We start from the raw sequence: 23,696 nt of genomic DNA, 5'->3' as shown, positions 1-23,696 counted from the left end.
CTGGCTGAATGCTGCGGATCGTCGTGGTCCCCTTTGCCCTTGTGCTGCTTTTGACCGGCGCCATCATCACGCCGACGCCGCTGCCGTTCGGCATTCCGATGATGGCGGTGGCGATCTTCTTGCTGATCGGCTCCTCCAAACTCGCCCTGCGGCTGGTGCGTCGGCTGCGCCGGCACTGGGGCTGGCTCGACAGCCTGCTTTCCATGTTCGAGGAACGAACCGCCGGATCGGTGGCGCGCACCTTCCGGCGGTCGCGGCCGAGGCGAAAACCCGCTATTCCGAGATCGTGATCCCGAACGCTTCCAGCCCGATATAGCGGCGCGAGCGCGACGAGAGGGGACGGATGGTCGTGATGCCCAGATCGCGCAGGATCTGCGCGCCGAGGCCGACTTCACGCCATTCGGCTTCGCGGTCGCGGGCCGAGGCGTGGTCCTCGCGCTCGGCAAGCGCTGCCTGGCTATCGTGTGCAACGCCGGCCGTGCCCTCACGCAGATACACGAGGACGCCGCCGGTTCGGGCGAGATCTTCGATGGACTGGTTGAGCTTGGAGGCGCCGCCGAACACGTCGGCGACAATATCCTCGCGCTGCAGGCGCACGGGGGTAGCCTCGGCGGGACTGGGGTTGCCGAAGACCAAGGCCAGGTGCTGCACGCGATCGAAGGGCGTGGAATAGGCGTGGGCGATGGCCCGGCCGGCGATGGTTTCGATATCGAAGGTCGCGACGCGCTCGACCAGTTTTTCGCGGCGCTGGCGATAGGTGATGAGGTCGGCGACCGAGATCAGCGGCAGATCGTGCTTTTGCGCGAAATCGGCAACCTGCTGGCCACGGGTGACTGTGCCGTCATCATTGACCAGCTCGCAAATGACACCGACATCGGGCAACTCGGCAAGCTTGCACAGATCGACGGCCGCTTCGGTGTGGCCCGAGCGCATGAGCACACCGCCGCGCCGGGCGATGAGCGGGAAGATATGGCCGGGGCGGGAGAAATCGTCAGCGCCGATATTGCCATTGGCCAGCGCCCGGACGGTCGCCGTACGGTCATCGGCCGAGATGCCGGTGGTGGTGCCGTGCTTGAAATCGATCGAGACGGTGAAAGCGGTCGTGTGAGCCGAATCGTTGACGGCGACCATGGGATCGAGGCGCAGCTTTGCGGCGCGCTCGCCGGTGATGGGCGCGCAGACGATGCCGGAGGTGTGGCGGACGATGAACGCCATCTGCTCGGGCGTGATGGTCGAGGCGGCGGCGATGATGTCGCCTTCCCCTTCCCGGTCGTGATCGTCGATGACCACGACCATGCCGCCATTTTTCATGGCCGCCAGAGCGGTTTCGACGCGGCGGTCGGATTCACTGGTCATGCGGACTTGTCCCCGGCACGGATCAAGGCCCCCTCACCCGGCCTTTGCTGCGCAAAGCCCGACCTCTCCCCCAAGGGAGAGGTGAAGGTCGGGCGACCGTGAATTGACCCGGTGAGAGGACCTTTCGTGAAACTCATTGGGAAAAACCTACTCCGCCCTCACGCCCGGTTTGGCCGCGATGGCGCAGGAAATGGTCGGCGAGGACGCAGGCCATCATGGCTTCGCCGATGGGGACGGCGCGGATGCCGACGCAAGGGTCGTGACGGCCCTTGGTGATGATGTCGGTATCCTCGTTTCCCGTGGTGACCGTCTGGCGCGGGGTGAGGATGGAGCTTGTGGGCTTGACCGCGAAACGGGCGACGATGGGTTCGCCCGTCGAAATGCCGCCCAAAATGCCGCCGGAGCGGTTGGAGAGGAATTGGGGCAGCGGCCGGTCCGAACGCATCTGGTCGGCGTTTTCCTCGCCGGTCAATTCAGCCGCGCCCATGCCCTCGCCGATCTCGACGCCTTTGACGGCGTTGATCGACATGAAGGCCGAGGCGATATCGGCGGAAAGCTTGCCGTAGATCGGGGCGCCCCAGCCGGCGGGCACGCCTTCGGCAACGACTTCGACCACGGCGCCGACCGATGAGCCGGCCTTGCGGATTCCGTCGAGATATTCCGCCCATGTTTCGGCGGCCCTGGGGTCGGCGCAAAAGAAGGGATTTTCGTCGACCTGATCCCAATCGAAATTGGCATAGTCGATCTTGTGCGGGCCGATCTGGACGAGGGAGGCGCGGATGGAAACCTGCGGGATCACCAGGCGCGCCACGGCGCCGGCGGCGACGCGGGCGGCGGTTTCGCGCGCCGAGGAGCGGCCGCCGCCGCGATAGTCGCGGATGCCGTATTTCTGGTGGTAGGTGTAATCGGCGTGGCCGGGACGGAATTTGTCGCGGATCTCGGAATAGTCCTTGGAGCGCTGATCGGTATTTTCGATCAGCAGCGAAATCGGCGTTCCGGTGGTGCGCAGACCGTCGGTGCGCTCGTCCTCGAAGATGCCGGAGAGGATTTTCACCTCATCGGCCTCGCGGCGCTGGGTGGTGTAGCGCGACTGGCCGGGCTTGCGACGGTCGAGATCGCGCTGGATCACTTCGGCGCTGATGGGGAGATTGGGCGGCACGCCATCGACGACCACCCCGAGCGCGGGCCCATGGCTTTCGCCCCAGGTGGTGAAGCGGAAAAGGTGGCCGAAGGTATTGTCGCTCATTGGGATGCCCCGAAATTGGTGAAGGTGTTCTAGGCAGCGCGGGAAAGCGGGTCAATCGTTCGATGGGAGGAGGTTGTGGTGATTTCCGGGGTTGTCCGCTGGGAGAGGCTGTCCCCTCACCGGCCTGCCGGACACCTCTCCCCGAGGGGGCGAGGTTCGGCACCGTGGCCAAGGGTACGAGCAAGCGCCCGACGGCCATGGGCCTCGGCTGATGATTGGATAGACGGCATGGGGCGATGAACGCCTCGTGCTGTATTTGTTAGTATGAAGCGATCATCGCCCCATGCGCTCGGGATTTTGGGCCTGGTCGTCCTCTCATGCTGGGGCCAATCCCCGCTGGCTTTCGCCAGTACACCCTCGGCCTTACCATGGGCTGGCGCTGGGAACGTTTCTGCCTCCGCTGGGACGACTCCCAACGGACCCGAACCGATCCCGCCCAAACGTTCGTAGCGCTTGCGTCCATATGCGCGGGATCGTGAGGGGGAGTATGGAGGAAGCGCAGAGGGCGGGGATAAGTTTTTTTTGCAAAGAGGGCGTGGAGGCCTTGCGGGTCTCCGGGTCGAGCCCGAAGACGACGAGGTGGGTGGGGCGGCGCGCATACCTCGCCCCGGGTCAAGCCCGGGGTGACACGGTGGGGGTGGAAGAGGTGAGTGAAAGCATCAAACATTTTTCGGCACTCCCACCTCTCGTTCGTCATTGTCGGGCTTGACCCGACAATCCGCAACGCTGCCGGCGGTGCGGGAGAGGTTTGAGGGCACACTCCATGCCAGACCGAATCCCCTACGTCAGCGCGAGTGCCGCGGTGTTCTGATTTCGCCGCGCATGGTGCCGATGGAGAGTTCGAAATTGTCGGCGATACGGCGGGCGCGGATCATGAATTCGTGGGTGATCTCGGGGCTGAAGATCTCGCTCGCGGTCTCTTCGAACAGGGCCAGCCAGCGGTCGAAATGGATGGGCTCGAGCGGGAGGCGGAGGTGCGGGTTGAGGGGGCGGCCGGAATAGCGGCCGGTGCGCAGCATGATCGAGGACCAGAAATCGGTGATCTGGGCAATGTGGTGATCCCAATCGTCAACGGCGCGATTGAAGATCGGGCCAAGCACTTCGTCCTCGCGGGCGCGGCCGTAGAAGGTGGCCACGAGCCGGGCGATATCGGGATCGGTGATGTCGGGATGGGCCGGACCCGGGCGGGTCAGCGGATTGTCGTCCACAAGCTCACCATGTCTTTTGCGCCGCGTGCAGGGTCATGTCGCCGCCGACGAAATGGGCGATGACGCCCTGAGGCGGCTGCCAGTTGAGCACTTCGGCGCGCTCGACACCTTCGACAAGATGGCGGAGGACGCGCAGCACGCCGCCATGGGCGACGATGATGGAATGGTCGGTCAATTCGCGCGCGAAATCGAGGAGCCGCGCGGCCACATCGTCGTAATTTTCACCATTGTCGGGGCGGAACGTCCAGTAGCTTGCATCGCGCTGGCCGGGGGCCAGGGCCTGGCGTTCACGGGCGATCTCGTCGTGCAGCATGCCCTCGAAAGCGCCGAAGGAAATCTCGACCAGCCGCTGGTCGTAGATCACTTCGGGCAGGTCGACATCGAAAGCGGCGCGCATGCGTTCCATGGTCTCGCGGGCGCGACTGAGCGGGGAGGCGTACCAATGGAATTTGCGCGGATCGGCCCCCGCTTCCTCGAGCAGGAAACGCAGAAGGTGGCCGTTGGAATCGGCCTGCTTGCGGCCGGTTTCGTTGAGCGGGATATCGCGGCTGCCCTGGTAGCGGCGTTCGCGGTTCCAGTCGGTTTCGCCGTGGCGCGCGAAATAGAAATCGGGCCAGGTGACCTGGTGCATGGCAGTTCCAAACGGTTGAAGAATGAGGGCGCGGCACCCCGCGCCCCGAAAGGCTTATTCGCCGGCCGGCGCATCCTTGGGCATGGCCTTCATGCCGATGATGTTGTAGCCGGAATCGACATAATGGACTTCGCCGGTCACCGCCGTCGAAAGATCGGAGAGGAGATAGAGGGCAGAATTGCCGACTTCCTCGATGGTGACGTTCTTGCGCAGGGGAGCGTTCTCCTCGTTCCACTTGAGCATTTCGCGCAGATCGGAAATGCCCGAAGCGGCAAGCGTCTTGATGGGGCCGGCGGAAATGGCGTTGACGCGGATATTCTGCGGGCCGAGGTCGGAGGCGAGGTAACGCACCGAGGCTTCGAGCGCGGCCTTGGCGACACCCATGACGTTATAGTTGGGCAGCACCTTTTCGGCGCCGTAATAGGTGAGCGTCAGGATCGAGCCGCCATCTTCCATGAGCGCTTCGGCGCGCTTGGCGAGCGCGGTCAAAGAGAACACCGAGATGTTCATGGTCAGCGCGAAATTGCCCGGAGTGGTGTCGACGTAGCGGCCCTCGAGCTCTTCCTTGTTGGAAAAGCCGATGGCGTGGACGAGGAAATCGAGCTTGCCCCATTTCGATTTCAGCACGTTGAACACCGCGTCCATGGCGTCGGGGTCGGTCACATCGCATGGCAGGACCAGATCGGAGCCGAACTCGGCGGCGATCGGTTCGACGCGGCGGTGCAGCGCCTCGCCCTGATAGGTGAAGGCCATTTCCGCTCCCTGCCCGTGCAGGGCCTTGGCGATGCCATAGGCAATCGAGCGGTTGTTGGCGACGCCCATGATGAGCCCGCGCTTGCCTTCCATCAAACCAGCCATGGTGTTCTCCGGTATCGGTTTCGTTACCGCCGGTTTTGGCACAGGGGATAGGAACGGGCAAGGTGGCACAGGGGTTGGAACATCTGGCCAGTGCCATTTGCCGCATGCGATAATGCGGGCGGATTCGAAGACGGGATTTTCATGACGCTTTCCAGAGACCAGATCGTTCCGGCCCTCATCCAGCTTCTCGGCGCCGAGAGCGTATTGGCCGAGCCAGCCGACATGGCGGGCTATCTCTCCGAACCGCGCCGACGGTTCCACAAAGAGGCGCAGGCGATCGCCCTGCCCCGCACGGTGGCCGAAGTGCAGGCGGTGATGGAGTGGGCCCATGAGGTGGGCGTGCATATCGTGCCGCAGGCGGGCAACACCGGGCTGGTGGGCGGCCAGGTGCCGCTTTATGGCGACGAGGTGATCGTTTCGATCTCCCGGCTCAGGGGCGTGCGATCGGTGGATGCGGCGGCGGGGCATATGACGCTCGACGCGGGGACGACGCTTGAGGAGGCCCATGAGGCCGCCGAGGAAGCCGGGATGATGTTCCCGCTCTATATCGCCTCGCAGGGCTCGGCGCGGATCGGGGGCGTCTTGGGATCGAACGCCGGCGGGGTGCAGGTGCTTTCCTATGGCAATGCGCGGGAATTGTGCCTCGGGGTCGAGGCGGTTTTGGCCGACGGGTCGATCTACAACGGGCTCAATGCGCTGCGGAAGGACAACACCGGATACGACCTCAAGGACCTGCTGGTGGGTTCGGAAGGAACGCTGGGGATCATCACGGCGGCGACGCTGAAGCTTTATCCCAAGCCCGAGACATACGAGACGGCGCTGCTCAATGTGGCTTCGCCACAGGCGGCGCTGGAGGTGTTCGCGCAATTGCGGGCGCGGGCGGGCAATACGCTCACGGCGTTCGAATTGATGCCGCGCATCGGGTTCGAGTTTCAGCTAAAGCACGGCATGATCGCGCAGGACCCGACGGCGGCGGTGTCGGGGTGGTATGTGCTGGCCGAGATTTCGGTGCCCAAGGGTGGCCGGGGCAGCGCGCTGTCCGAGGCGGTCGAGGATATGTTCGAGACCGGACTGGTCGGCAATGGGGTGATTGCGGACTCTCTGGCGCAACGGCAGGCGTTCTGGGTGGCGCGCGAGCAGATGAGCGAGGTGCAATCGCGCGAAGGGGCGTCGATCAAGCACGACGTTTCGGTGCCCGTGGCGGCAGTACCCGAGCTGATCGCACGCGGGAGCGAGGCGGCGGCGCGGGTGGTGCCGGGGATCAGGCCCGTGCCATTCGGGCATTTGGGGGATGGGAACATCCACTTCAATTTCTCGCAACCGGAGGGCGCGGACCCCAAGGCGTTCATGGACGGCGCGGAGGCCGTGCATGAGGTGGTTTACGCCGTGGTGCGCGAGTTGGGCGGATCGGTTTCGGCCGAGCACGGGATCGGGCAGCTCAAGACGGGACTGCTCAAGGCGGTGAAGGATCCGGTGGCGCTCAAGATGATGCGGGCGATCAAATCGGCGCTCGATCCCAAGGGCATTCTCAATCCGGGAAAACTGCTGGGGTAGAAATCGGGGCGGGAATGCATAGATTGGGGCTCAACCTCACAGACCCTAGATTCCCATGCTTCTCGACATCTCTTTTCTCGACGATTCCACGCGCCCGCGCGCGCCCAGGCTCGATACGACGCCGCAACAGAAGGTTTACGGCCAGCATTTGAAGGCGATCCACGATCATCTGCGGCAGAACACCAAGGTGCTGCGCACGATGATCGACGAGATCATGGCGGGCAGGAAGACGGCGGAAGAGGTCGAGGCGGAAGCCGAGGCGCTGACCATGGTCACCAATTTCCGCCGGTTCGGGAATTTGTGCGGCCAGCACTGCCAGGTGGTGCATACGCACCATTCGATCGAGGACGCTGGGTTTTTCCCGGTGCTGTCGCAAAAGGGCGAGGCCTGGAAGAAGGTCACCGACCGGCTTGCCGCCGAGCATGAGGTGGTCCATGCGCTGCTGGTCAAGCTGATCGGGGCGCTCAACACGCTGGTGCGCGAGCCCAATCAGGACAATTTCGCCGCCGCCGTCGAAATCAACGACGCGCTTGAGCGGGTGCTGCTCTCACATCTGAGCTACGAAGAAGATTCGATCGGGGATGCGCTGGGCTATTTCAACATCTGGGCCTGAACTCACCCCTCCTCGGGGAGGGGCGAGTTGGTGACCGAGATGTCGAAAGCTTCGAGAAACTGGCCGGGATCGGTTTCCATCAGCATGAAGGTGGACAGACCTGCCGCCCCCTCCCCGGCCGCCCGGCCTTCGACGATCAACCTGCCGCCCGTCTGGATGAAATCGACCACCGGCTGCCAGAGCGCCTGAAGCTCGGGGGCATCAGTGGTCAAGTCCTCGGACGCGGTCTTGGCCAATTGCGTGCGCGATTCCCGGACTGACAACCCGTCGGCGTAGCCCGCGACTTCGGCGACCAGGTCGATGAAACCTGTGTCGGTGGCTTCGGTCATGAAGGCGGCGAGCCCCAGTTGCAGCGCTGCGCCGAGCATTTCAGCCTCGTCGTAGGAGAACAGCTCCTCGGTGGCGTTGGCGATGGTGACCGAAGAGGTCATCGAACCCAAATCGCCCCATGTGTAGGACATGGAGTCGATCTCGATGGTCTCGGCCTCACGATCCCAATAGATGGCGCCGCTATAGTCTATCGGGGTAGAGGCCAGGCCCATGAGGGCAATGAATTCCTGCTCGGCCGGGTGGTCGAGTTGGAAATTCATCACCTGATCCTGGATGGAAAAGGAAATGCTGGTCGGCAGGCCGTTGAACCATTCGCCCACATCGACGCTCATTTCGCCCAGGCTTAAGGCGATGCGCTCGCCGGAGCTTCCGTCAGCAACGTCCATTTCGACGCCGGAAATCGAAAAGCCCGAGACATGCGGCATGGTCCTGCGAGCGGCTTCAAAGCTCGCGCTTTCGAGATCGAGGTCCTCCAATTGCAGCAGATGGCTGTAATCTGTGGCGCCCCAGCGCGCGGAAGCGATGCTCACCAGGGCCGGCTCCCCATCCTGAAAGCCCGAGACGAAAAGATCGGCGAGTTCGATTTCAGGCCACAGGCCGGGAGTGAAATTGCCCGCCGTCACGCCGCCAATCTGAAAATCTATCGGACGCCCATCTGCATTCGGGCCTTTGCACCGGAAGCCGCCGAACTCCAACCCATCGAGTTGGAAGCTGGACATGAAAGTGAGAACGGCTTCACCTTCCGCATCATCGCCCGCTTCGGCCAGCGCCTCCATGGCCGCCAACTCCTGCGGGTGGATGCTCAATGAGCCCAGATGGGTAGCATTGAATGCGCATTTAGCCTCGTCAGTCTCATGATGACCGCCTGAAAAGCTGAAACTGGAAAAGACGGGGACGAAAGCATCGGTTTCGAGCGGGGCGGTCTGACCGCTCAGGGCGAGGATGGCGCCGATATCGAGATCGGAGATTGTGACCAGCCCGAACTCGCCGATCAATTCTTCGCCTTCGGTGACAGTAATCGAATCGATGGCCGCCGTGCCCGCGACGCCGTCGACAACATTAGCCAGCACCAACTCGGAAAGCACCGTCACGGTGCCGTCGGGCGCAACGGCCTCCAGCCGATCGATGGTTATGGTCAGCGCGTCCAGCGCGGCGAGGCCGTCGAGATCGGCGTCCGGATCGCCATTGAGAATGGCGGTCAACGCGGCTTCGTCGAGGGCAGAATCGGTTACCTCGAAACCCGAGATTTCGATCTCTGCCTCCTGGGCCCAAGCGACCGAGGGCACAAGCGCGAGACCGAGAACAAGCGTTGCGGCGATAGCGCCGGATCGGGGTTTGGTCTGGCGCATGGCACACTCCTTACTGCAAAGGCAGGTGTCTTTGTGCCAGACCGGGTGCACCCTGATCAAGTTTTGGCGGAGAACCCGGTCAGGCCACCATTCCCTCATCGCCGCCATCGGCAGGCTTGAACGAACCGGCAAGGCTGGCCGCATCCTCGACCACTGCTTCGGCAGCGGCGCGCGCTGCCTCGATGGATTCGAAAATCTTGCCATCGAGCGGGAACACGCCGAGCTTGACGGCCATGAAGCGGAAGTCCGTGCCGTTGGGAACAACGACACCCTGGGGTTCACCGGCAACTGAAATAACGATTGGCTTGGTCATGATCGAAACACTCTGCGAAATGCGATGCCGCCCAGCCCAGGGGCGGTGCTAACAGTCTTATGTGAGGGTCTTGTGACGGGGCGGGCGGCGACTTCCGTCAGTCGCGCTTCCGAACCGCAAAAGTGGCGGCCACTTTTTCTGGAAGCGCTCTATTGTCGCGCTACGCGCCACATCCAGGAGCGACACATGAGACCGGTACGTTTGAGATTAAATCGTACGCAGGAGGTCTCGGACGCGGTCAGGCGTGCCCATGCAGTGTGTTTTACCATTTGCCGTTCTCCAGCCTGACCTCGGGGCACCTTAGCTGGTGCCACGAAGCAGAAATAACAAGGCTTGACGAAAAGATCGAGTGCGAATGTGCCAAATCGGCGACCGCTGGCGAAAATTCCTGCCCCCAGAACGGACAATGGAGGAACCGGTTCCGGGCACCGATGTCAAAAAAGGTCGAGCTGCGCCGACTTTTTTCCCTTGACGGTCATGGACTTGTCATTGGTCTCGGGTTGGAGATTCTCGCTGACCGGCTCGATAAGATCGGGACCTTCATTGACGGCGGAATTGACGCGTATCGAGACCGGATGGGAGGCCATCGTTCCTTGTGGCTGCGGGACCACGAACGATTCGACCTCACGGAATCTTACATTGCGGACATCGAGCCATTGGTCGATCTGCTCTCCGCGCATGATGGCGGGCATGCGATCATGGATGTGCTCCACATCCGGGCCGGCGGGGACGGTAATGGTCGCCACCGTATCGATCTCCTCCCCGTCGGGGCCCATCCAGCTCGAATACAGCCCGGCAAGGGCGATCGGCTCGCCGCTCTGGTGCGTGATGTAATAGGGCAGCTTTTTACCGTTCGGCAGCGTCTTCCACTCATAATAGCCCGAGGCCGGCAGGATGCAGCGCTTGTGCCTTACCGCGTCGCGGAAGGCGGGTTTTTCGGCCATGGTTTCAGCCCGGGCGTTGACCAGCAGGGGAAACTCGCGCGGGTCCTTGACCCAATGGGGCACAAGGCCCCAGCGCGCGAGCTTGGCCGTGCGCCGGCTCTCATCGTTCCAGATGGCGATGACGGGTTGAGTCGGGGCAATGTTGTAGCGCGGAACGGAGTGAATTAGGTTGTCCGTCATAAAGATCTGGCGCATCGCCTCATCAGGCAAGGTAACCGCGTATCGACCGCACATGATTCATCGTTCCCGTTCATTGCCCAATATAGACAAGGCAACCGCCAGATGAAGCCCGACGCCTGTTCTATCGGGCTTTTCCACGGAGACGAGGTGCTGCTGATCCAGCGCGCCTACGCTCCTTTCATGGGCCTTTGGACCTTTCCCGGCGGGCGGATGGAGCCTGGCGAGACGCCGATCGATTGCGTGCAGCGCGAGCTGTTCGAGGAAACAAGGCTCATCGTCGCCGATCCCATAGAAGTCCTCGTCGAAACGGTCGGCGAGGCGGAAAGGACCTATAGGCTGATGGTGTTCGCGGCGCGCTGCCCGATTTCGGCGCCGATCACCAGCCCGGAAATCACCGATTGGGAATGGGTGCATGTGGACGAGGTGCAGGCCTATCGCACCACGGAGGGCCTAGATCGAATCGTCAAGGACTGCGCCAGGACGCTGGGGCTTACGGGCATAGAGCCATGAGGCGAATCCGAGCGCTCGGTATGGCGCTGTGCATAGTGATCGCGCCGCTGCCCGTTCTGGCCGTCGACCCGCCCTATCAGGCGCAGATGGAGCGGCTGTCGGAAATCCTGGGCAGCCTTTACATGCTCAGCCCGCTCTGTGGCGACGTCACCACCGACTGGCGTGGGCAGATGGCTGAACTGATCGAACTCGATGAGCCGGACGAGGACCGGCGCGCCAGACTGGCCGGGGCGTTCAACGCCGGTTACGAAGCCTATGCGCGATTCTACCGAAGCTGCACGCCCTCGGCGCAGACGGCGATCGCCCGGCTTTTGGCCGAGGGCGACACGCTGGCGCGGGACATCCACCAGCGCTACGCCGAGTGAGATTTCCCCAATTTGGGGCGCCGCGTTAACCAATTGGTCATTTCCCCTTAGCAGCGCCATAAAGGCATGGTAACTAGCGGCCATGACCACGCGCACCACTTTTCCGTTTCCCACCGAGTCCACCGGCATCGAGGCCGAGCAGGAAGAGCGCCAGATCGCGCTCGAATACCTGGCGGACGCCTGGAATGCGGCCGACAGCGATGGAATCGACACCGAAGCGCTGGCCCATGCGGCGCTCTTCGCGGCGATCGCAACCCTGGTGCGCGATTATGGCGAAGAGGCCGTGGCGCAACTGATCGGCAACATTCCGGATCGAATCAGCAACGGGGAATACACCCTGGATCGCGTCTTGCAGTAGGGCTTCCCCGATCCGGTTTCCTCGCGCAACTTTGTCGGGCGCCGACGCAAGCGTCGGCTTGCACGTTGCGGTATGGAATCAGCAACGGCGAGTATTCCCTGGATCGCGCCTTGCAGTAGGGGCTTCCCCGATCCGGTTTCCTCGCGCAACTTTGTCGGCGCCGACGCAAGCGTCGGCTTGCACGTTGCGGTATCGAATCAGCAACGGCGAGTATTCCCTGGATCGCGTCTTGCAGTAGGGGCTTTCCCGATCCGGTTTCCTCGCGCAACTTTGTCGGGCGCCGACGCAGGGCGTCGGCTTGCACGTTGCGGGTATCGAATCAGCAACGGCGAGTATTCCCTGGATCGCGTCTTGCAGTAGGGGCTGACTGCCAACTCAGCCTCGGCGGCCCGGCGAGGTTCGGCTGCTGGGTTCCCGGGGCCTTTCGACCGTAGGTCTCAAGGCGTTCGTGCGCTGCCAAAGCTCCACCGGAGCTTTGCCTCCGGCCAAGGCCGAATCGCTTCTCACGCCCGGAATGACAGGGATTTGTTTGTGGAGACGGTGGGACTTCCGATGAGGAGTGGTCACGTTCTCCACCCTCTCCTTCGTCACCCTCGGGCTCGAGGGGTGTGGAAACAAACTCCTGCTGAGTTGCGTGGGAGCGTTGCGGGTCTCCGGGTCTAGCCCGAAGACGACGAGGGGAGAGGTGGTGTCCTTCGGGAGAACGCCGTGGCTGGGAGCGCCTGCTAAATTCGACCGCCTGATCGCTGTCCCTAGCGCTTGGCCACCGGCAATCCCTGCACATCCCGCAGCCAGAGTTGGCCGCAGGCGGCGGTGATGTCGCGGCCTTGGGTGTCGCGCACGACGACGGGGATGCCGGCGCGTTCGAGGCCGGCGCGGAACAGCGCGAGGGTGCGGTCATCGGTGCGGCCCAGCGCGATGCCATCGACGGGGTTCCAGCGCATCAGATTGATGCGGGCGGGCTGGTCGGCGAACATGGCGCAGAGCCGGTCGAGATCGGCGCGGGTGTCGTTGATGCCGGGCAGGACGAGATAAACGAAGGTTACGATCCGGTTGTGGCGCTCGGCCCAGGAGCGCGCGCGAGTGACGACTTCGGAGATGTCGTGCTTCTTGCTGCCGGGGATCAGCGTGGCGCGGCTTTCCTGGGTCGTGGCGTGGAGCGAGATGGTGAGGTTGAGCTTCAGATGCTCCTCGCGCAGGGCCTTGAGTGCCTTGGGAATACCGATGGTTGAGACCGTGATGCCCGAGGTGGGGAACGCCATGCCAGCGCGGTCGCGCAGGATGCGAATGGCCTTGAGCACGTTTTCGTAATTGTTGAGCGGTTCGCCAATGCCCATGAAGACGATGCGGTTGACCTTGGGGCCCAGGCGCAGGACCTGTTCGACAATCTCGCCGGACGTGAGATTGCGCTTCAAACCCGCCTGCCCCGAGGCGCAGAAACGGCAGGCGAAGGCGCAGCCGACCTGGGAGGAGACGCAGGCGGTGAAGCCATCATGCCGGCGGATGAGCACGGTTTCGATGGCGTAGCCGTCCGGCAGCGCGAAGAGAAATTTTTCAGACCGCGTGCCGCGCTCGCGCGAGCGCAGGGTGAGACGGCGCAACTCCACCCCCTGCTCTTCGGCCCAACGGCGCAGGGGCTTGGGCAGATCGGCGTGGGGCGTGAAGAGATCGCGATAGGTGATGGGTCGGGCCGAACGCGCGTTGAGGCGCTCGAACGCGGCGCGGTCGAGATCGAGGGCGAACGGAGGTGCAGCGGCGCGCGTTGAAGCGGCCGCGGTTCGGGTGAGAACGGCGGAGGTCATGGGGCATCAGGAGGTTCAGAATTCAGGCTATGCCTGCGATCCTTCATTTATAACCGTTATGACGGTTATATTCAAGCCCGGAGGGTTCAGAGCCGCTTTTCGAAGAAGAAGTCCGGATAGGGATCGTCGTTGTAGCGGTCGATCTCGGTCCAGCCGGATTTGCGATACATCGCTATGGCTTCTGGAAGGGCGCGGTTGGTGTCGAGACGGATGATCGTGTGTCCCAGTTCGCGAGCGGCGTCCTCGGTGGCGGCCATGAGGCGCTTGGCGAGGCCGAGCCCGCGGGCCGAAGGCGCGACCCAGAGGCGTTTGGCCTCGGCGTAATCGATCCCGCCCTTGAGCCCGACACAGCCGATGGGCAGACCATCGGAAAAGGCGACGAGGAAGCTGCCGCGTGGGCGGATCATGTCGTTGGCGTCGGGATCGCGGGACAGCGAAACCTCGAAGCCGTTTTCGAAGCGGCGGGCGAGTTCGGCATAATATTCGCCGAGGCAATAGCGGGCGGGTTCGCAACGGGGATCGACTTCTTCGAACACGATACGATCGCGGCCCAGGGCGGAGGCGACAAGGTCCATGGCGGCGAGCAGCGCTTCAGGGTGCGGGTGGCGGGAGAGGAGGGCTTTGGCGCGGGTGTTGGAGATATTCTCATAGGCCTCGAATTCACGCTGGCCTGCCTGGGTGAGCGCGGCGATGCGGCGGCGGCCGTCGGCGGGATCGGGGCGGGTTTCGATCAGCCCTTCATCCTCAAGGCCACGCAGCAGGCGACTCATGAGGCCGGAATCGAGGCCGAGATAGTCGCGGACTTCGGCTATGTCGGTGCGGCCATGGCCAACGGCGTTCAGGACTCGCGCCGAGCCGAGGGGGCGGCCTCGCCCCAAGAAAGACGTATCGAGGGCGCCGACCTCCGAGGTGACGGCGCGGGAGAAACGGCGGAAGCGGGCGACGGGATCGAGTGACATAATATCTGACTTAGGTCAGATATCCGGCGTCGTCAATCGAATGCGTGATCGGGATAGAGGATTTGCAGCAGGTGCCGGGTCCGGTCGATGACGAAGCTGTTGAGCGCACCCGGCTTGTCGATCAGCCACTGCATGGTGGCGCCCTGGATCACCGATTGAATGAGGCCGGCGGCGGTTTCGGGATCGTGCGGACCAGCGGGAAGACGCTCGAGGATGGCGGCTCGGACGAGATGGTTGCGTTCTTGCGCCAGGGCGTTGAGGCGGTCATCGACCACATCGCTCCATTCGAGCAGCAGGTAACCGGCAAAGCCATCCCCTGCCCCCATGCCGTCGATCAGGTCCTTGAGCATGGTCCAGAGAGGAGTAAGCCCAACATCGTTGGGGGCGGCAGCAAAATAGTCGCGCACCTCCTGGGTGGAGCGCTCCATGACCTTGAGATGCAGGGTCGCCTTGTCCGAGAAGCGCTGGATGAGCGCGGCGCGGGATATGCCGACGGCGTTGGCGACATCGTTCAGGGTGAAGTTGGACGGGCCGCGGGTGAGGAGCACCTGCTGGGCGGCGGCGAGAATGGTGTCGTCGGAATGGAGCTTGGGTCTGGGCATTGCCGTATCCGGTGGTCAGGGCCTTGGATGACAGACAAGCGCCGTCTTTGGCAAGGCTTCAGGAATAGGCATAGCTGGGCGGCACGAAGACGGTGATGGCTTTGGGGCGTATCTCGAAGCGGGCCGGGGTTTCGGTCACGAGGTCTCCATCGAGGTTGACCGGTTGGGGACGCCGGGTGCGGATTTCGAAGACGTCACCCTTTGCCGTGCGAACCTCGGTCCAGGTGCCATGCGTGCCATTGCGGAAGGCGCGGAGCATCAAAAAGAGTTTCAGCACGTCGCCGGTTTCGAGGCTGTAGAGATCGAGCGTGCCGTCATCGATCTTGGCGTCGGCCTCGACCACGGTGCCGCCACCATAATAGCGGCCGTTGCCCACTGCGATCTGGAGCGATTTGACCTTGGTGACCTCGTCGCCTGAGACGATTTCAGCGGAGAAGGGACGCACCGTGGTGACCAGTTGCAGCGCCGTCAGCGCATAGCCGAGCTTGCCCCAGCGGCGTTTGACGTCCGGGGAGAGCTTGTTGGCGAGCTGGGCCGAAAGCCCGATGCTGGCGACGTTGAAGAACGGGCGGCCATTGACCACCCCCACATCGATGGCGCGGGTATGGCCGTCGGCGATGATGTCGGCGGCTTGCTGGAAGCTTTCGGGAATATGCAGCGTGCGGGCAAGATCGTTGGCGGTGCCCATGGGAATGATGCCCATGGGCAGGCCGGTCTCGATGATGGCCGGGGCAGCCGCGTTCATGGTGCCATCACCGCCGCAGACGATGGCGAGATCGACCTCGTGCCGGCGGCGGGCGATGTCGGTGGCCAATTCGTCAGGGGATTTGAACCGCTCCACGGTGACGTCGAGTCCGCGAAAGCGCAACCGCTTGGCGATGGGCTCGACGGCCTGGCTGCCCCGGCGCGCGTTGGGATTGACCAGCATCAGGGCGCGCCGGATTTTCGGAGGGGAAGCTTCAGTCATCAAATCGTTTTCCGGCCACGCGGTGGATCATAAAAGCGAATACCTCGCCTGTTGATCCACCCTATAGGGAGAAATTGCGGCGCGGACGTTACGATTTGGTCATGGCAGGTCTACCAATCAAGGACGATCTTGCCTGCGCCGCCCTGAATGGCGCTTTGGAAGGCGGTATCGAACTGGTCGGCCGGGAAGCGGTTGGTGATGACCGAGCGGATATCGAGGCCCGATTGCAGCATGGCCAGCATCTTATGCCAGGTCTCGAACATTTCGCGGCCGTAGATGCCTTTGATGGTGATCATCTTGAGGACCATCTTTGCGAAATCATATTCGAACGGTTTCGACGGCAGGCCGAGCATGGCGATCTTGCCGCCCATCACCAGATGCTCGGTGAGGCTTGCCATGGCGGCCGGGGCGCCGCTCATTTCGAAGCCCACGTCGAAGCCTTCACTCATGCCGAGGGATTGCGCTACCGCTCGCAGGTCTTCCGAGGTGTTGATGGTGATGACGGTGGGCTCGGTCTTTTTGGCGAGTTCGAGCCGGTTGTCGTTGGGATCGGTGATGACGACGTGACGGGCGCCCACATGCTTGGCGACCGCCGCGCTCATGATGCCGATTGGGCCGGCGCCGGTGATCAGCACGTCCTCGCCTACCAGATCGAAGGCGAGCGCGGTGTGGACCGCATTGCCCAGCGGATCGAGGATCGAGGCGAGTTCGTCATCGACGCTGTCGGGCAAGGGCACGATGTTGAAGGCTGGGATCTTCACATATTCGGCGAAGGCACCGGGGAGGTTGACGCCCACGCCCTTGGTCTCGGGATCGAGATGGAAGCGCCCTGCCCGGCTCGCGCGGGATTTAAAGCCAATCACATGGCCTTCGCCCGAGACGCGCTGGCCGAGCTTGAGATGGCGCACATTGGCGCCCAGTTCGGCGATGGTGCCCGAATATTCGTGGCCGACGGTCATGGGCACGGGGATGACGCTCTGGGCCCATTGGTCCCATTTGTAGATGTGCAGATCGGTGCCGCAGATGCCGGTCTTGGTGACCTTGACCAGCACGTCGTCGGGGCCGATCTCGGGGATGGGAACCTCTTCCATCCACAGGCCCGGCTCGGCCTTGGCTTTGACGAGGGCTTTCATGGTGCGGGTCATGGGTATTCTCCGACGATGGTGTAGGGGGCAAGCGCTGCGCCCCCCTCATCCGTCTCGCTTCGCGAGCCACCTTCTCCCACCAGGGGAGAAGGGTAGACAGTGGCAGCGTTTCGGCTGGAAACTCGAGAGCAGTCAAGGAAGCCCCCTTCTCCCCTGACAGGAAAAGGGCCGGGGATGAGGGGGGCGCTGAGCTTCAGCATCAAATCACCCCAAGCTCTTTCCCCGCACCGACGAAGGCGTCGATGGCGAAGGTGATGTTGTCTTCCGAGAGCCCAGCCGACATCTGGGTGCGGATGCGGGCCTTGCCCTTGGGAACCACGGGGAAGGAGAAGGCCGAGACGAGGACGCCGCGATCCTGGAGAGCCTTGGCCATTTGCTGCGCCTTGACGGCGTCGTAGAGCATGACCGGGATGATCGGGGTTTCGCCCGGAACCAGATCGAAGCCCGCTTCGGTCAGGGCTGTACGGAAACGGGTGGTGTGCGCTTCGAGCCTGGCGCGGCGGTCATCGGCTTTTTCCGCGATCTCGATGGCCTTTATGGCGCCGGCGGCGACCGAGGGCGGCAGGGCGTTGGAAAACAGATAGGGCCGGGCGCGTTGGCGAAGCAGGCCCACCACCGGCTGCGGGCCGGCGATGAAGCCGCCCATGGCGCCACCGAGCGTCTTGCCGAAGGTGCCAGAGATGATGTCGACGCGGTTGCCGGCGCCAGTGAGGGCTGGCGTGCCTCTGCCCTTTTCACCCAGATGGCCAGTGGCGTGGCATTCGTCGATCAGAACAGCGGCCTTGTATTCTTCGGCCAGGTCGCAGATTTCGGGCAGTTTGGCGATGTAGCCATCCATTGAGAACACGCCATCGGTGACGATGAGCTTGAAGCGCGCGCCATCATCATCGGCGGCCTGGAGCTGGAGGCGGAGATCGTCCATGTCCGAAGTCGAAAAGCGGTAGCGCTTGGCTTTGGACAACCGCACGCCGTCGATGATCGAGGCGTGGTTAAGCGTATCGGAGACGACCGCATCTTCCGGACCGAGCAGCGTTTCGAAAATGCCGCCATTGGCATCGAAACATGAGCCGAAAAGGATGGCATCGTCCTTTTCGAGATAGCGCGCCACGGCCTGCTCGAGCTCCTTGTGCAGTTCGTGGGTGCCGCAGATGAAGCGCACGGAGGCCATGCCGGAGCCGTACTTTTCCAGCGCCTGGATGCTGACCTCGACCACTTCAGGATCGTTGGCCAAGCCGAGATAATTGTTGGCGCAGAGATTGACCATGGCGCGCCCGCCGACGGTCACTTCGCCCTGCTGGGGCGAGCCGATCACCATTTCGGATTTGTAGAGTCCCTCGTCGCGAATCTCATCGAGCGTGCGGCTGAGATGCCTGGCAAAGCCGTCCATCATGATGGTCTCTCCTGTTTGCTGGAGGCAATTTCCAATATATCGGATTTCATGTCAACGCTGTTGGAAGAATGCGCGTGAAGCGGCCAGCGTTGCGGGATCAGTTGTAAAGGACGACCAGCCAGCCGCTTGCCACAGCGTCCGAGGTATTGGAAATGGCGTGCGGAACGTCGGCGGCATAGCGGGCAACTTCGCCGACGGTGAGCGCGGTGGTGGTTTCGGCGCTGGTGACGGCCAGCCCGTCGGTCAGCGCCGTTAAGTGCTCGCGGGTGCGCGGGGCGTGGGGCGCGCTGGTCAGCGCCCCACCGGGATCGATCTCGACAAGATACCATTCGGTCTTGCCGGCCAGTGCCGGGGGCGAAAGTATCTTCAGCCGGCACATACCATCGGGCGAGGCGATCAGGGGAACATGATCGGCGGGGACGATATCGATCAGCGCCGATTTGCGCGCCACCGCATCGCCGGAAACCAGATCGGAAAATTCGATGTTGAGCGCCTGGGTGAGGCTCCAGACCACGGCGAAGGTGGGGTTGGTTTCACTGCGCTCGATCTGGCTCAGCATGGAGCGCGAAACCCCCGACAGCCGGGCGAGCTGCTCCAGCGTCAGATGCCGCGCCTTGCGCGCCTGCTGGATCACCGGGCCGATCTGGGGAGGTGTGACATCGCTCATGGCACACAGATAGAGAGGAAAGCGGGACGCCGCAATTCAGATTGGCAGCGGCGCGTCCGATTTGACCTCTTCCATCACCGGATAGGTGCGGGTTTCCGAAACGCCCGGAAGGTTGAGTAGCACGTCGCCAAGGAAGGCGCGGTAGTGGCCCATGTCGGTGACGCGGGCCTTGACGAGATAGTCGAAACCGCCGGCCACCATGTGGCATTCGAGAACTTCCGGCGCCAGACGGACGGCTTTGGAGAATTTGTCGAAGGCGTCGGGGGTGGTCTTGTCGAGGGAGACTTCGACGAACACCAGAAGCTCCAGCCCGACCATATGCGGATCGATGCGGGCGGTGAAACCGGTGATGTAGCCCGCCTTTTGCAGACGCTTCAGACGATCGCTCATCGAGGTGGGTGGCAGGCCGACGCGGGCGGCGAGTTCGGCGTTGGTGATGCGGCCATCCGCCTGGAGTTCGTTGAGAATGCGGCGGTCAGTGCGGTCGAGCTGAGACATGTTCAAATCCTTGGCGGCAGTTCCGTATATTCTACGGAAATGGCTCTTTTTGAACAGTGGTTATCCGGCGGAACTTCTCTAGCTTCGCGAAATTGCCGTCATGCCTATGGAGCCTGAAACACCTATGTCGGACCCTCGACCGTTTGCGCAGTTTTCGGATCGAAAGCTTACTCGCGACAGCGATTTGCGCGAGGCGATCACCTCCGCTTATCGATTGGCTGAAACCGAAGTGGTGCCGCCGCTGATCGAGGCGGCAGCGGTTTCCGCCGAGCAGGCGAAGGCGATCCGGGGCGTTGCCGAAAAGGCGGTCAAGGCCATCCGGGCCAAGGGCGCCGGGGCGGGCGTCGAGGGGCTGATGCATGAATATGCGCTCTCGAGTCAGGAGGGCATTGCGCTGATGTGCCTGGCCGAGGCGCTGCTGCGCACGCCCGACAATTCCACGCGCGACCTGTTGATCGCCGACAAGATCGCGCCGGGCAACTGGCAGAAGCATCTGGGGCTCGATCGCTCGGTGTTCGTCAACGCGGCGACCTGGGGGCTGGTGGTGACCGGCAAACTGGTGACGCCGGTGGATGAAAAAGGGCTCTCCAGCGCCCTCTCCCGGCTCGTTGCCCGTTCCGGCGAGCCGGTGATCCGCGCCGGCGTCAAAATGGCGATGCGCATGCTGGGCGAGCAATTCGTCGCCGGCCAGACCATCGGGGAAGCGCTCAAGCATGCCAGGGATTGGGAGGCCAAGGGGTTCGGCTATTCCTACGACATGCTGGGAGAAGCGGCGACCACGGCAGCCGACGCGGATCGCTACATGGCCGACTATGTCGGGGCGATCAACGCCATCGGCAAGGCCGCCAACAGACGCGGACCCTATGCGGGTCCAGGCATTTCGATCAAGCTTTCAGCGCTCCATCCACGCTATACGCGAGCGCAATACGCGCGCGTGATGGGCGAATTGCTGCCGCGCCTCAAGGAATTGGCCCGGCTGGCCAAGGGTTATGATATCGGGCTCAATATCGATGCCGAGGAGATGGACCGGCTCGAACTCTCGCTCGACCTGCTCGAAGCGCTGGCGACAGATCCGGAATTCGACGGCTGGAACGGCATCGGGTTCGTGGTGCAGGCCTATTCCAAGCGCTGCCCGTTCGTCATCGACTGGATCATCGATCTGGCGCGCCGTTCGGGGCACCGGATCATGGTGCGGCTGGTCAAGGGCGCCTATTGGGACAGCGAGATCAAGCGGGCGCAGCTTGATGGGCAGACCGATTTCCCGGTGTTCACCCGCAAGGTACATACCGATGTGAGCTATCTTGCCTGCGCGAAAAAGCTGCTGGCGGCACGGGAGCTGGTGTTCCCCCAGTTTGCGACTCACAACGCGCAGACCATGGCGACGATCTACACGCTGGCCGGGGCCGACTTCAAAATCGGGGACTATGAGTTCCAGTGCCTGCACGGAATGGGCGAACCGCTCTACGAACAGGTGGTGCCCAAGGACAAGCTCAATCGCCCGTGCCGTATCTATGCGCCAGTGGGGAGCCATGAGACGCTACTGGCTTATCTGGTACGGCGGCTGCTGGAGAACGGGGCAAATTCGAGCTTCGTCAACCAGATCGCCGATGAGGACATTCCGGTCGAAGGGCTGATTGCCGATCCGGTGGAACAGGCGCGGCAGGTTTCCCCGCTCGGGGCGCCGCATGAGCAGATCGACCTGCCCAGGAATATACTCGCCAAAGGCCGCTGCAATTCGCGCGGGCTGGACCTTGCCAATGAGCAGGCGCTGCGCGGGCTCGACAAGCAGTTGCGCGGCAGCCTGAGCCGCGACTGGAAGGCTCGGGCGGACGAGAAAGGCGGGGTTGCGCGCAAGGTGGTGAACCCCGCCGACCATCGCGACGTGGTGGGCGAGGTGATCGAACCCACCGAGGATATGGCGGGCGTGATGGTGACGCGGGCGCTGAAGGCCGCTTCGGCCTGGGCCGGGGTGTCGCCGGCCGAACGAGCCGCCATGCTGCATCGTGCGGCGGGAGCAATGGAAGCACGCATGGAGCTGTTCATGTCGCTCGCCATGCGCGAGGCGGGCAAGACGGCGACAAACGCCATCGCCGAAGTGCGCGAAGCGGTGGATTTCCTGCGCTATTATGGTCAGCAGGTCAAAGAGAGCTTCGCCAATGACACCCACCGCCCGCTGGGACCGGTGGTGTGCATTTCGCCCTGGAACTTCCCGCTGGCCATCTTCACCGGCCAGGTCGCGGCGGCGCTGGCGGCGGGCAATCCGGTGATCGCCAAGCCGGCCGAGGAGACGCCGCTGATCGCGCAACTGGCCGTGGACCTGCTGCATGCGGCGGGCATTCCCGCCGATGTGCTGCAGCTTGCGCCAGGCGACGGCAAGATCGGCGCGGCTCTGGTGGGGCACGAGGCGATTTGCGGGGTGATGTTCACCGGCTCGACCGAGGTGGCGCGGCTGATCCAGAAGCAATTGGCGGGGCGGACGCTTTCCAATGGCGCGCCTGTGCCGCTGATCGCCGAGACGGGCGGGCAGAATGCGCTTGTGGTGGATTCCTCGGCGCTCACCGAACAGGTGGTGCTCGATGTGCTGACCTCGGCCTTCGACAGTGCCGGGCAGCGCTGTTCGGCCCTGCGGGTGCTGTGCCTGCAAGAGGAAGTGGCCGACAAGACGCTGGAGATGATCAAGGGCGCGATGGCTCAGTTGACCATCGGCAATCCGGACCGGCTTGCCACCGATGTGGGGCCGGTGATCACCGCCGAAGCGCGGGACGGCATTAACGCGCATATCGCGGCCATGCAGGACAAGGGGCATGCGGTTACGCAATCGCCGCTGCCGCAGGAGGCCGGGCACGGCACCTTCGTTCCGCCGACGATCATAGAACTCGACGACATCTCCGAATTGGGCCGCGAGGTGTTCGGGCCGGTGCTGCATGTGGTGCGCTTCAAGCGCAGGGCGCTCGGCGCGCTGATCGAGAAGATCAATGCGCTGGGGTATGGGCTGACCTTCGGGCTGCATACGCGCATCGACAGCACCATTGCCGAAGTCACTTCGGCGATCGAGGTGGGCAATATCTATGTCAACCGCAATCAGATCGGTGCCGTTGTGGGCGTGCAGCCCTTTGGCGGGCACGGACTTTCGGGCACCGGCCCCAAGGCGGGCGGGCCGCTCTACCTGCGGCGGCTGGTCGAAACGACGAGTCGAACCGTTTGGGGCCTGCCGGGCCGTGAGCCGGGGCCGACCCTGCTGACGTTGGCCGAGTGGGTACGCGGGCTTGGGCACGGCAAGGTGGCCGAGCAGGTTCTGGCCTATGGCCACCATCCCGCAATCAATGCCTTTGCCGAACTCGACGGCCCGGTGGGCGAACGCAACACCTACCGCACCAAGCCCAAGGGCACAGTGCTGGTTTGCGCCCACAGCCCCGTGGGACTGGCGCATGGGCTGGCGGCAGGGCTGGCTGCCGGCAACAGTGTGCTGGTCCGGCATGGAGCTGAGCTTGCAAGCCTGATGAAACATCTTCCCGAAGACCTGGCGCAGCGAGTCAGAGTGATCGAGGACCTGAGCCCCGGCGCGGCACGAGCAGTGGTGGTTGAAGGTGATGTGAGGGAAATCGCCTGCACCGTGGCAGAATGGGCTGGGCCGATTGTTTCCGTACAGGGTGCGACGACGGAGAGTCTGGCGAGCGGCGAGGCGGTCTTTGCGATCGACCTTCTTGTCGATGAAGTCTCGACCAGCGTCAACACGGCCGCTGCTGGCGGGAACGCATCGCTGATGGCGCTAGCCTAGGACTTGATCGTTTCGCGATGAGGGCTACCTATGCGACTCATGGCATAGGTAGCCGCAACGGCAAGGGACGCTC

At 63.3% G+C, this 23,696-nt stretch carries 23 protein-coding genes; 7 read left to right on the top strand and 16 right to left on the bottom strand.

Features of this window, described 5'->3' with window-relative positions; translation table 11 throughout:
- The first annotated feature begins 8 nt into the window (after nucleotides 1-8).
- Nucleotides 9-290 (top strand): hypothetical protein, encoded by a 282-nt coding sequence (locus NO932_RS04735; RefSeq protein WP_309209943.1) that lies wholly within the window; start codon nucleotides 9-11, stop codon nucleotides 288-290.
- On the opposite strand, the gene ribB is transcribed toward NO932_RS04735, so the two are convergent.
- From ribB to fabI, 5 genes are all read right to left on the bottom strand, one after another.
- Nucleotides 274-1,356: a 3,4-dihydroxy-2-butanone-4-phosphate synthase gene (gene ribB / locus NO932_RS04730; RefSeq protein WP_309209942.1), complete on the bottom strand. Its 1,083-nt coding sequence runs from the start codon at nucleotides 1,354-1,356 to the stop codon at nucleotides 274-276. The two genes, NO932_RS04735 and ribB, sit on opposite strands and share 17 nt — an antisense overlap.
- Nucleotides 1,357-1,489: 133 nt before the next feature.
- Entirely contained in the window at nucleotides 1,490-2,602 is a 1,113-nt protein-coding gene (gene aroC, locus NO932_RS04725) for a chorismate synthase (protein WP_309209941.1), read from the bottom strand.
- Between the two features lie 785 nt (nucleotides 2,603-3,387).
- The gene (locus NO932_RS04720) at nucleotides 3,388-3,810 is read right to left on the bottom strand and encodes a group III truncated hemoglobin (protein WP_309209940.1); all 423 of its coding nucleotides are present in this window, start codon (nucleotides 3,808-3,810) and stop codon (nucleotides 3,388-3,390) included.
- A 4-nt stretch (nucleotides 3,811-3,814) separates the two neighbouring features.
- The gene (locus NO932_RS04715; RefSeq protein ID WP_309209939.1) at nucleotides 3,815-4,441 is read right to left on the bottom strand and encodes a histidine phosphatase family protein; all 627 of its coding nucleotides are present in this window, start codon (nucleotides 4,439-4,441) and stop codon (nucleotides 3,815-3,817) included.
- Nucleotides 4,442-4,495: 54 nt separating this feature from the next.
- The gene (gene fabI, locus NO932_RS04710; protein WP_309209938.1) at nucleotides 4,496-5,299 is read right to left on the bottom strand and encodes an enoyl-ACP reductase FabI; all 804 of its coding nucleotides are present in this window, start codon (nucleotides 5,297-5,299) and stop codon (nucleotides 4,496-4,498) included.
- A gap of 141 nt (nucleotides 5,300-5,440) precedes the next feature.
- On the opposite strand from fabI, the gene NO932_RS04705 reads away from it, so the two are divergent.
- On the top strand, nucleotides 5,441-6,853 hold the full coding sequence (locus tag NO932_RS04705; RefSeq protein WP_309209937.1) for an FAD-binding oxidoreductase: 1,413 nt from the start codon (nucleotides 5,441-5,443) through the stop codon (nucleotides 6,851-6,853).
- A 55-nt stretch (nucleotides 6,854-6,908) separates the two neighbouring features.
- The gene (locus NO932_RS04700; RefSeq protein ID WP_309209935.1) at nucleotides 6,909-7,466 is read left to right on the top strand and encodes a hemerythrin domain-containing protein; all 558 of its coding nucleotides are present in this window, start codon (nucleotides 6,909-6,911) and stop codon (nucleotides 7,464-7,466) included.
- Nucleotides 7,467-7,468: 2 nt separating this feature from the next.
- On the opposite strand, the gene NO932_RS04695 is transcribed toward NO932_RS04700, so the two are convergent.
- From NO932_RS04695 to NO932_RS04685, 3 genes are all read right to left on the bottom strand, one after another.
- The gene (locus tag NO932_RS04695; protein ID WP_309209934.1) at nucleotides 7,469-9,145 is read right to left on the bottom strand and encodes a hypothetical protein; all 1,677 of its coding nucleotides are present in this window, start codon (nucleotides 9,143-9,145) and stop codon (nucleotides 7,469-7,471) included.
- A 79-nt stretch (nucleotides 9,146-9,224) separates the two neighbouring features.
- The gene (locus tag NO932_RS04690) at nucleotides 9,225-9,458 is read right to left on the bottom strand and encodes a hypothetical protein (RefSeq protein ID WP_309162281.1); all 234 of its coding nucleotides are present in this window, start codon (nucleotides 9,456-9,458) and stop codon (nucleotides 9,225-9,227) included.
- Between the two features lie 434 nt (nucleotides 9,459-9,892).
- Nucleotides 9,893-10,597: an SOS response-associated peptidase gene (locus NO932_RS04685; RefSeq protein ID WP_309209932.1), complete on the bottom strand. Its 705-nt coding sequence runs from the start codon at nucleotides 10,595-10,597 to the stop codon at nucleotides 9,893-9,895.
- A gap of 87 nt (nucleotides 10,598-10,684) precedes the next feature.
- On the opposite strand from NO932_RS04685, the gene NO932_RS04680 reads away from it, so the two are divergent.
- The 3 genes from NO932_RS04680 to NO932_RS04670 all read left to right on the top strand — a co-directional run bounded on the left by NO932_RS04680 (nucleotide 10,685) and on the right by NO932_RS04670 (nucleotide 11,815).
- Nucleotides 10,685-11,092 carry an NUDIX domain-containing protein gene (locus NO932_RS04680; protein ID WP_309209931.1) on the top strand — a complete coding sequence of 136 codons (408 nt, stop codon included), beginning with the start codon at nucleotides 10,685-10,687 and terminating at the stop codon, nucleotides 11,090-11,092.
- Nucleotides 11,089-11,457: a TIGR02301 family protein gene (locus NO932_RS04675; RefSeq protein ID WP_309209930.1), complete on the top strand. Its 369-nt coding sequence runs from the start codon at nucleotides 11,089-11,091 to the stop codon at nucleotides 11,455-11,457. Before NO932_RS04680 ends, NO932_RS04675 begins: the two co-directional genes overlap by 4 nt.
- Before the next feature lie 82 nt (nucleotides 11,458-11,539).
- The gene (locus NO932_RS04670; protein ID WP_309209929.1) at nucleotides 11,540-11,815 is read left to right on the top strand and encodes a hypothetical protein; all 276 of its coding nucleotides are present in this window, start codon (nucleotides 11,540-11,542) and stop codon (nucleotides 11,813-11,815) included.
- A 752-nt stretch (nucleotides 11,816-12,567) separates the two neighbouring features.
- Here NO932_RS04670 and rlmN read toward each other — a convergent pair.
- From rlmN to NO932_RS04630, 8 genes are all read right to left on the bottom strand, one after another.
- Nucleotides 12,568-13,617 carry a 23S rRNA (adenine(2503)-C(2))-methyltransferase RlmN gene (gene rlmN / locus NO932_RS04665; protein WP_309209928.1) on the bottom strand — a complete coding sequence of 350 codons (1,050 nt, stop codon included), beginning with the start codon at nucleotides 13,615-13,617 and terminating at the stop codon, nucleotides 12,568-12,570.
- A gap of 86 nt (nucleotides 13,618-13,703) precedes the next feature.
- On the bottom strand, nucleotides 13,704-14,576 hold the full coding sequence (locus NO932_RS04660) for a helix-turn-helix domain-containing GNAT family N-acetyltransferase (RefSeq protein WP_309209927.1): 873 nt from the start codon (nucleotides 14,574-14,576) through the stop codon (nucleotides 13,704-13,706).
- A 32-nt stretch (nucleotides 14,577-14,608) separates the two neighbouring features.
- Nucleotides 14,609-15,178, bottom strand: a complete 570-nt coding sequence (locus tag NO932_RS04655) for a TetR/AcrR family transcriptional regulator (protein WP_309209926.1) — start codon at nucleotides 15,176-15,178, stop codon at nucleotides 14,609-14,611.
- 58 nt (nucleotides 15,179-15,236) lie between these two features.
- Entirely contained in the window at nucleotides 15,237-16,145 is a 909-nt protein-coding gene (locus NO932_RS04650; RefSeq protein WP_309209924.1) for a lipid kinase, read from the bottom strand.
- Between the two features lie 110 nt (nucleotides 16,146-16,255).
- Complete coding sequence (gene tdh, locus NO932_RS04645; RefSeq protein ID WP_309209923.1) at nucleotides 16,256-17,290, bottom strand: L-threonine 3-dehydrogenase; 1,035 nt, start codon at nucleotides 17,288-17,290, stop codon at nucleotides 16,256-16,258.
- A 199-nt stretch (nucleotides 17,291-17,489) separates the two neighbouring features.
- Nucleotides 17,490-18,680, bottom strand: coding sequence for a glycine C-acetyltransferase (locus NO932_RS04640; protein ID WP_309209922.1), 1,191 nt, complete (start codon nucleotides 18,678-18,680; stop codon nucleotides 17,490-17,492).
- Between the two features lie 97 nt (nucleotides 18,681-18,777).
- On the bottom strand, nucleotides 18,778-19,347 hold the full coding sequence (locus NO932_RS04635; protein WP_309209921.1) for an XRE family transcriptional regulator: 570 nt from the start codon (nucleotides 19,345-19,347) through the stop codon (nucleotides 18,778-18,780).
- A gap of 36 nt (nucleotides 19,348-19,383) precedes the next feature.
- Nucleotides 19,384-19,845 (bottom strand): Lrp/AsnC ligand binding domain-containing protein, encoded by a 462-nt coding sequence (locus tag NO932_RS04630; RefSeq protein WP_309209920.1) that lies wholly within the window; start codon nucleotides 19,843-19,845, stop codon nucleotides 19,384-19,386.
- 124 nt (nucleotides 19,846-19,969) lie between these two features.
- Between NO932_RS04630 and putA the strand changes: the two genes are divergently transcribed.
- A complete protein-coding gene (gene putA, locus NO932_RS04625; protein ID WP_309209919.1) occupies nucleotides 19,970-23,623 on the top strand; it encodes a trifunctional transcriptional regulator/proline dehydrogenase/L-glutamate gamma-semialdehyde dehydrogenase in 3,654 nt (1,217 codons plus the stop codon).
- Nucleotides 23,624-23,696: the final 73 nt, after the last annotated feature.

Source organism: Pelagibacterium sp. 26DY04, assembly GCF_031202305.1.
Taxonomy (GTDB): Bacteria; Pseudomonadota; Alphaproteobacteria; order Rhizobiales; family Devosiaceae; genus Pelagibacterium.
Note: the sequence above shows the minus strand (reverse complement) of the source record. Positions and strands in the feature narration are given on the sequence as shown.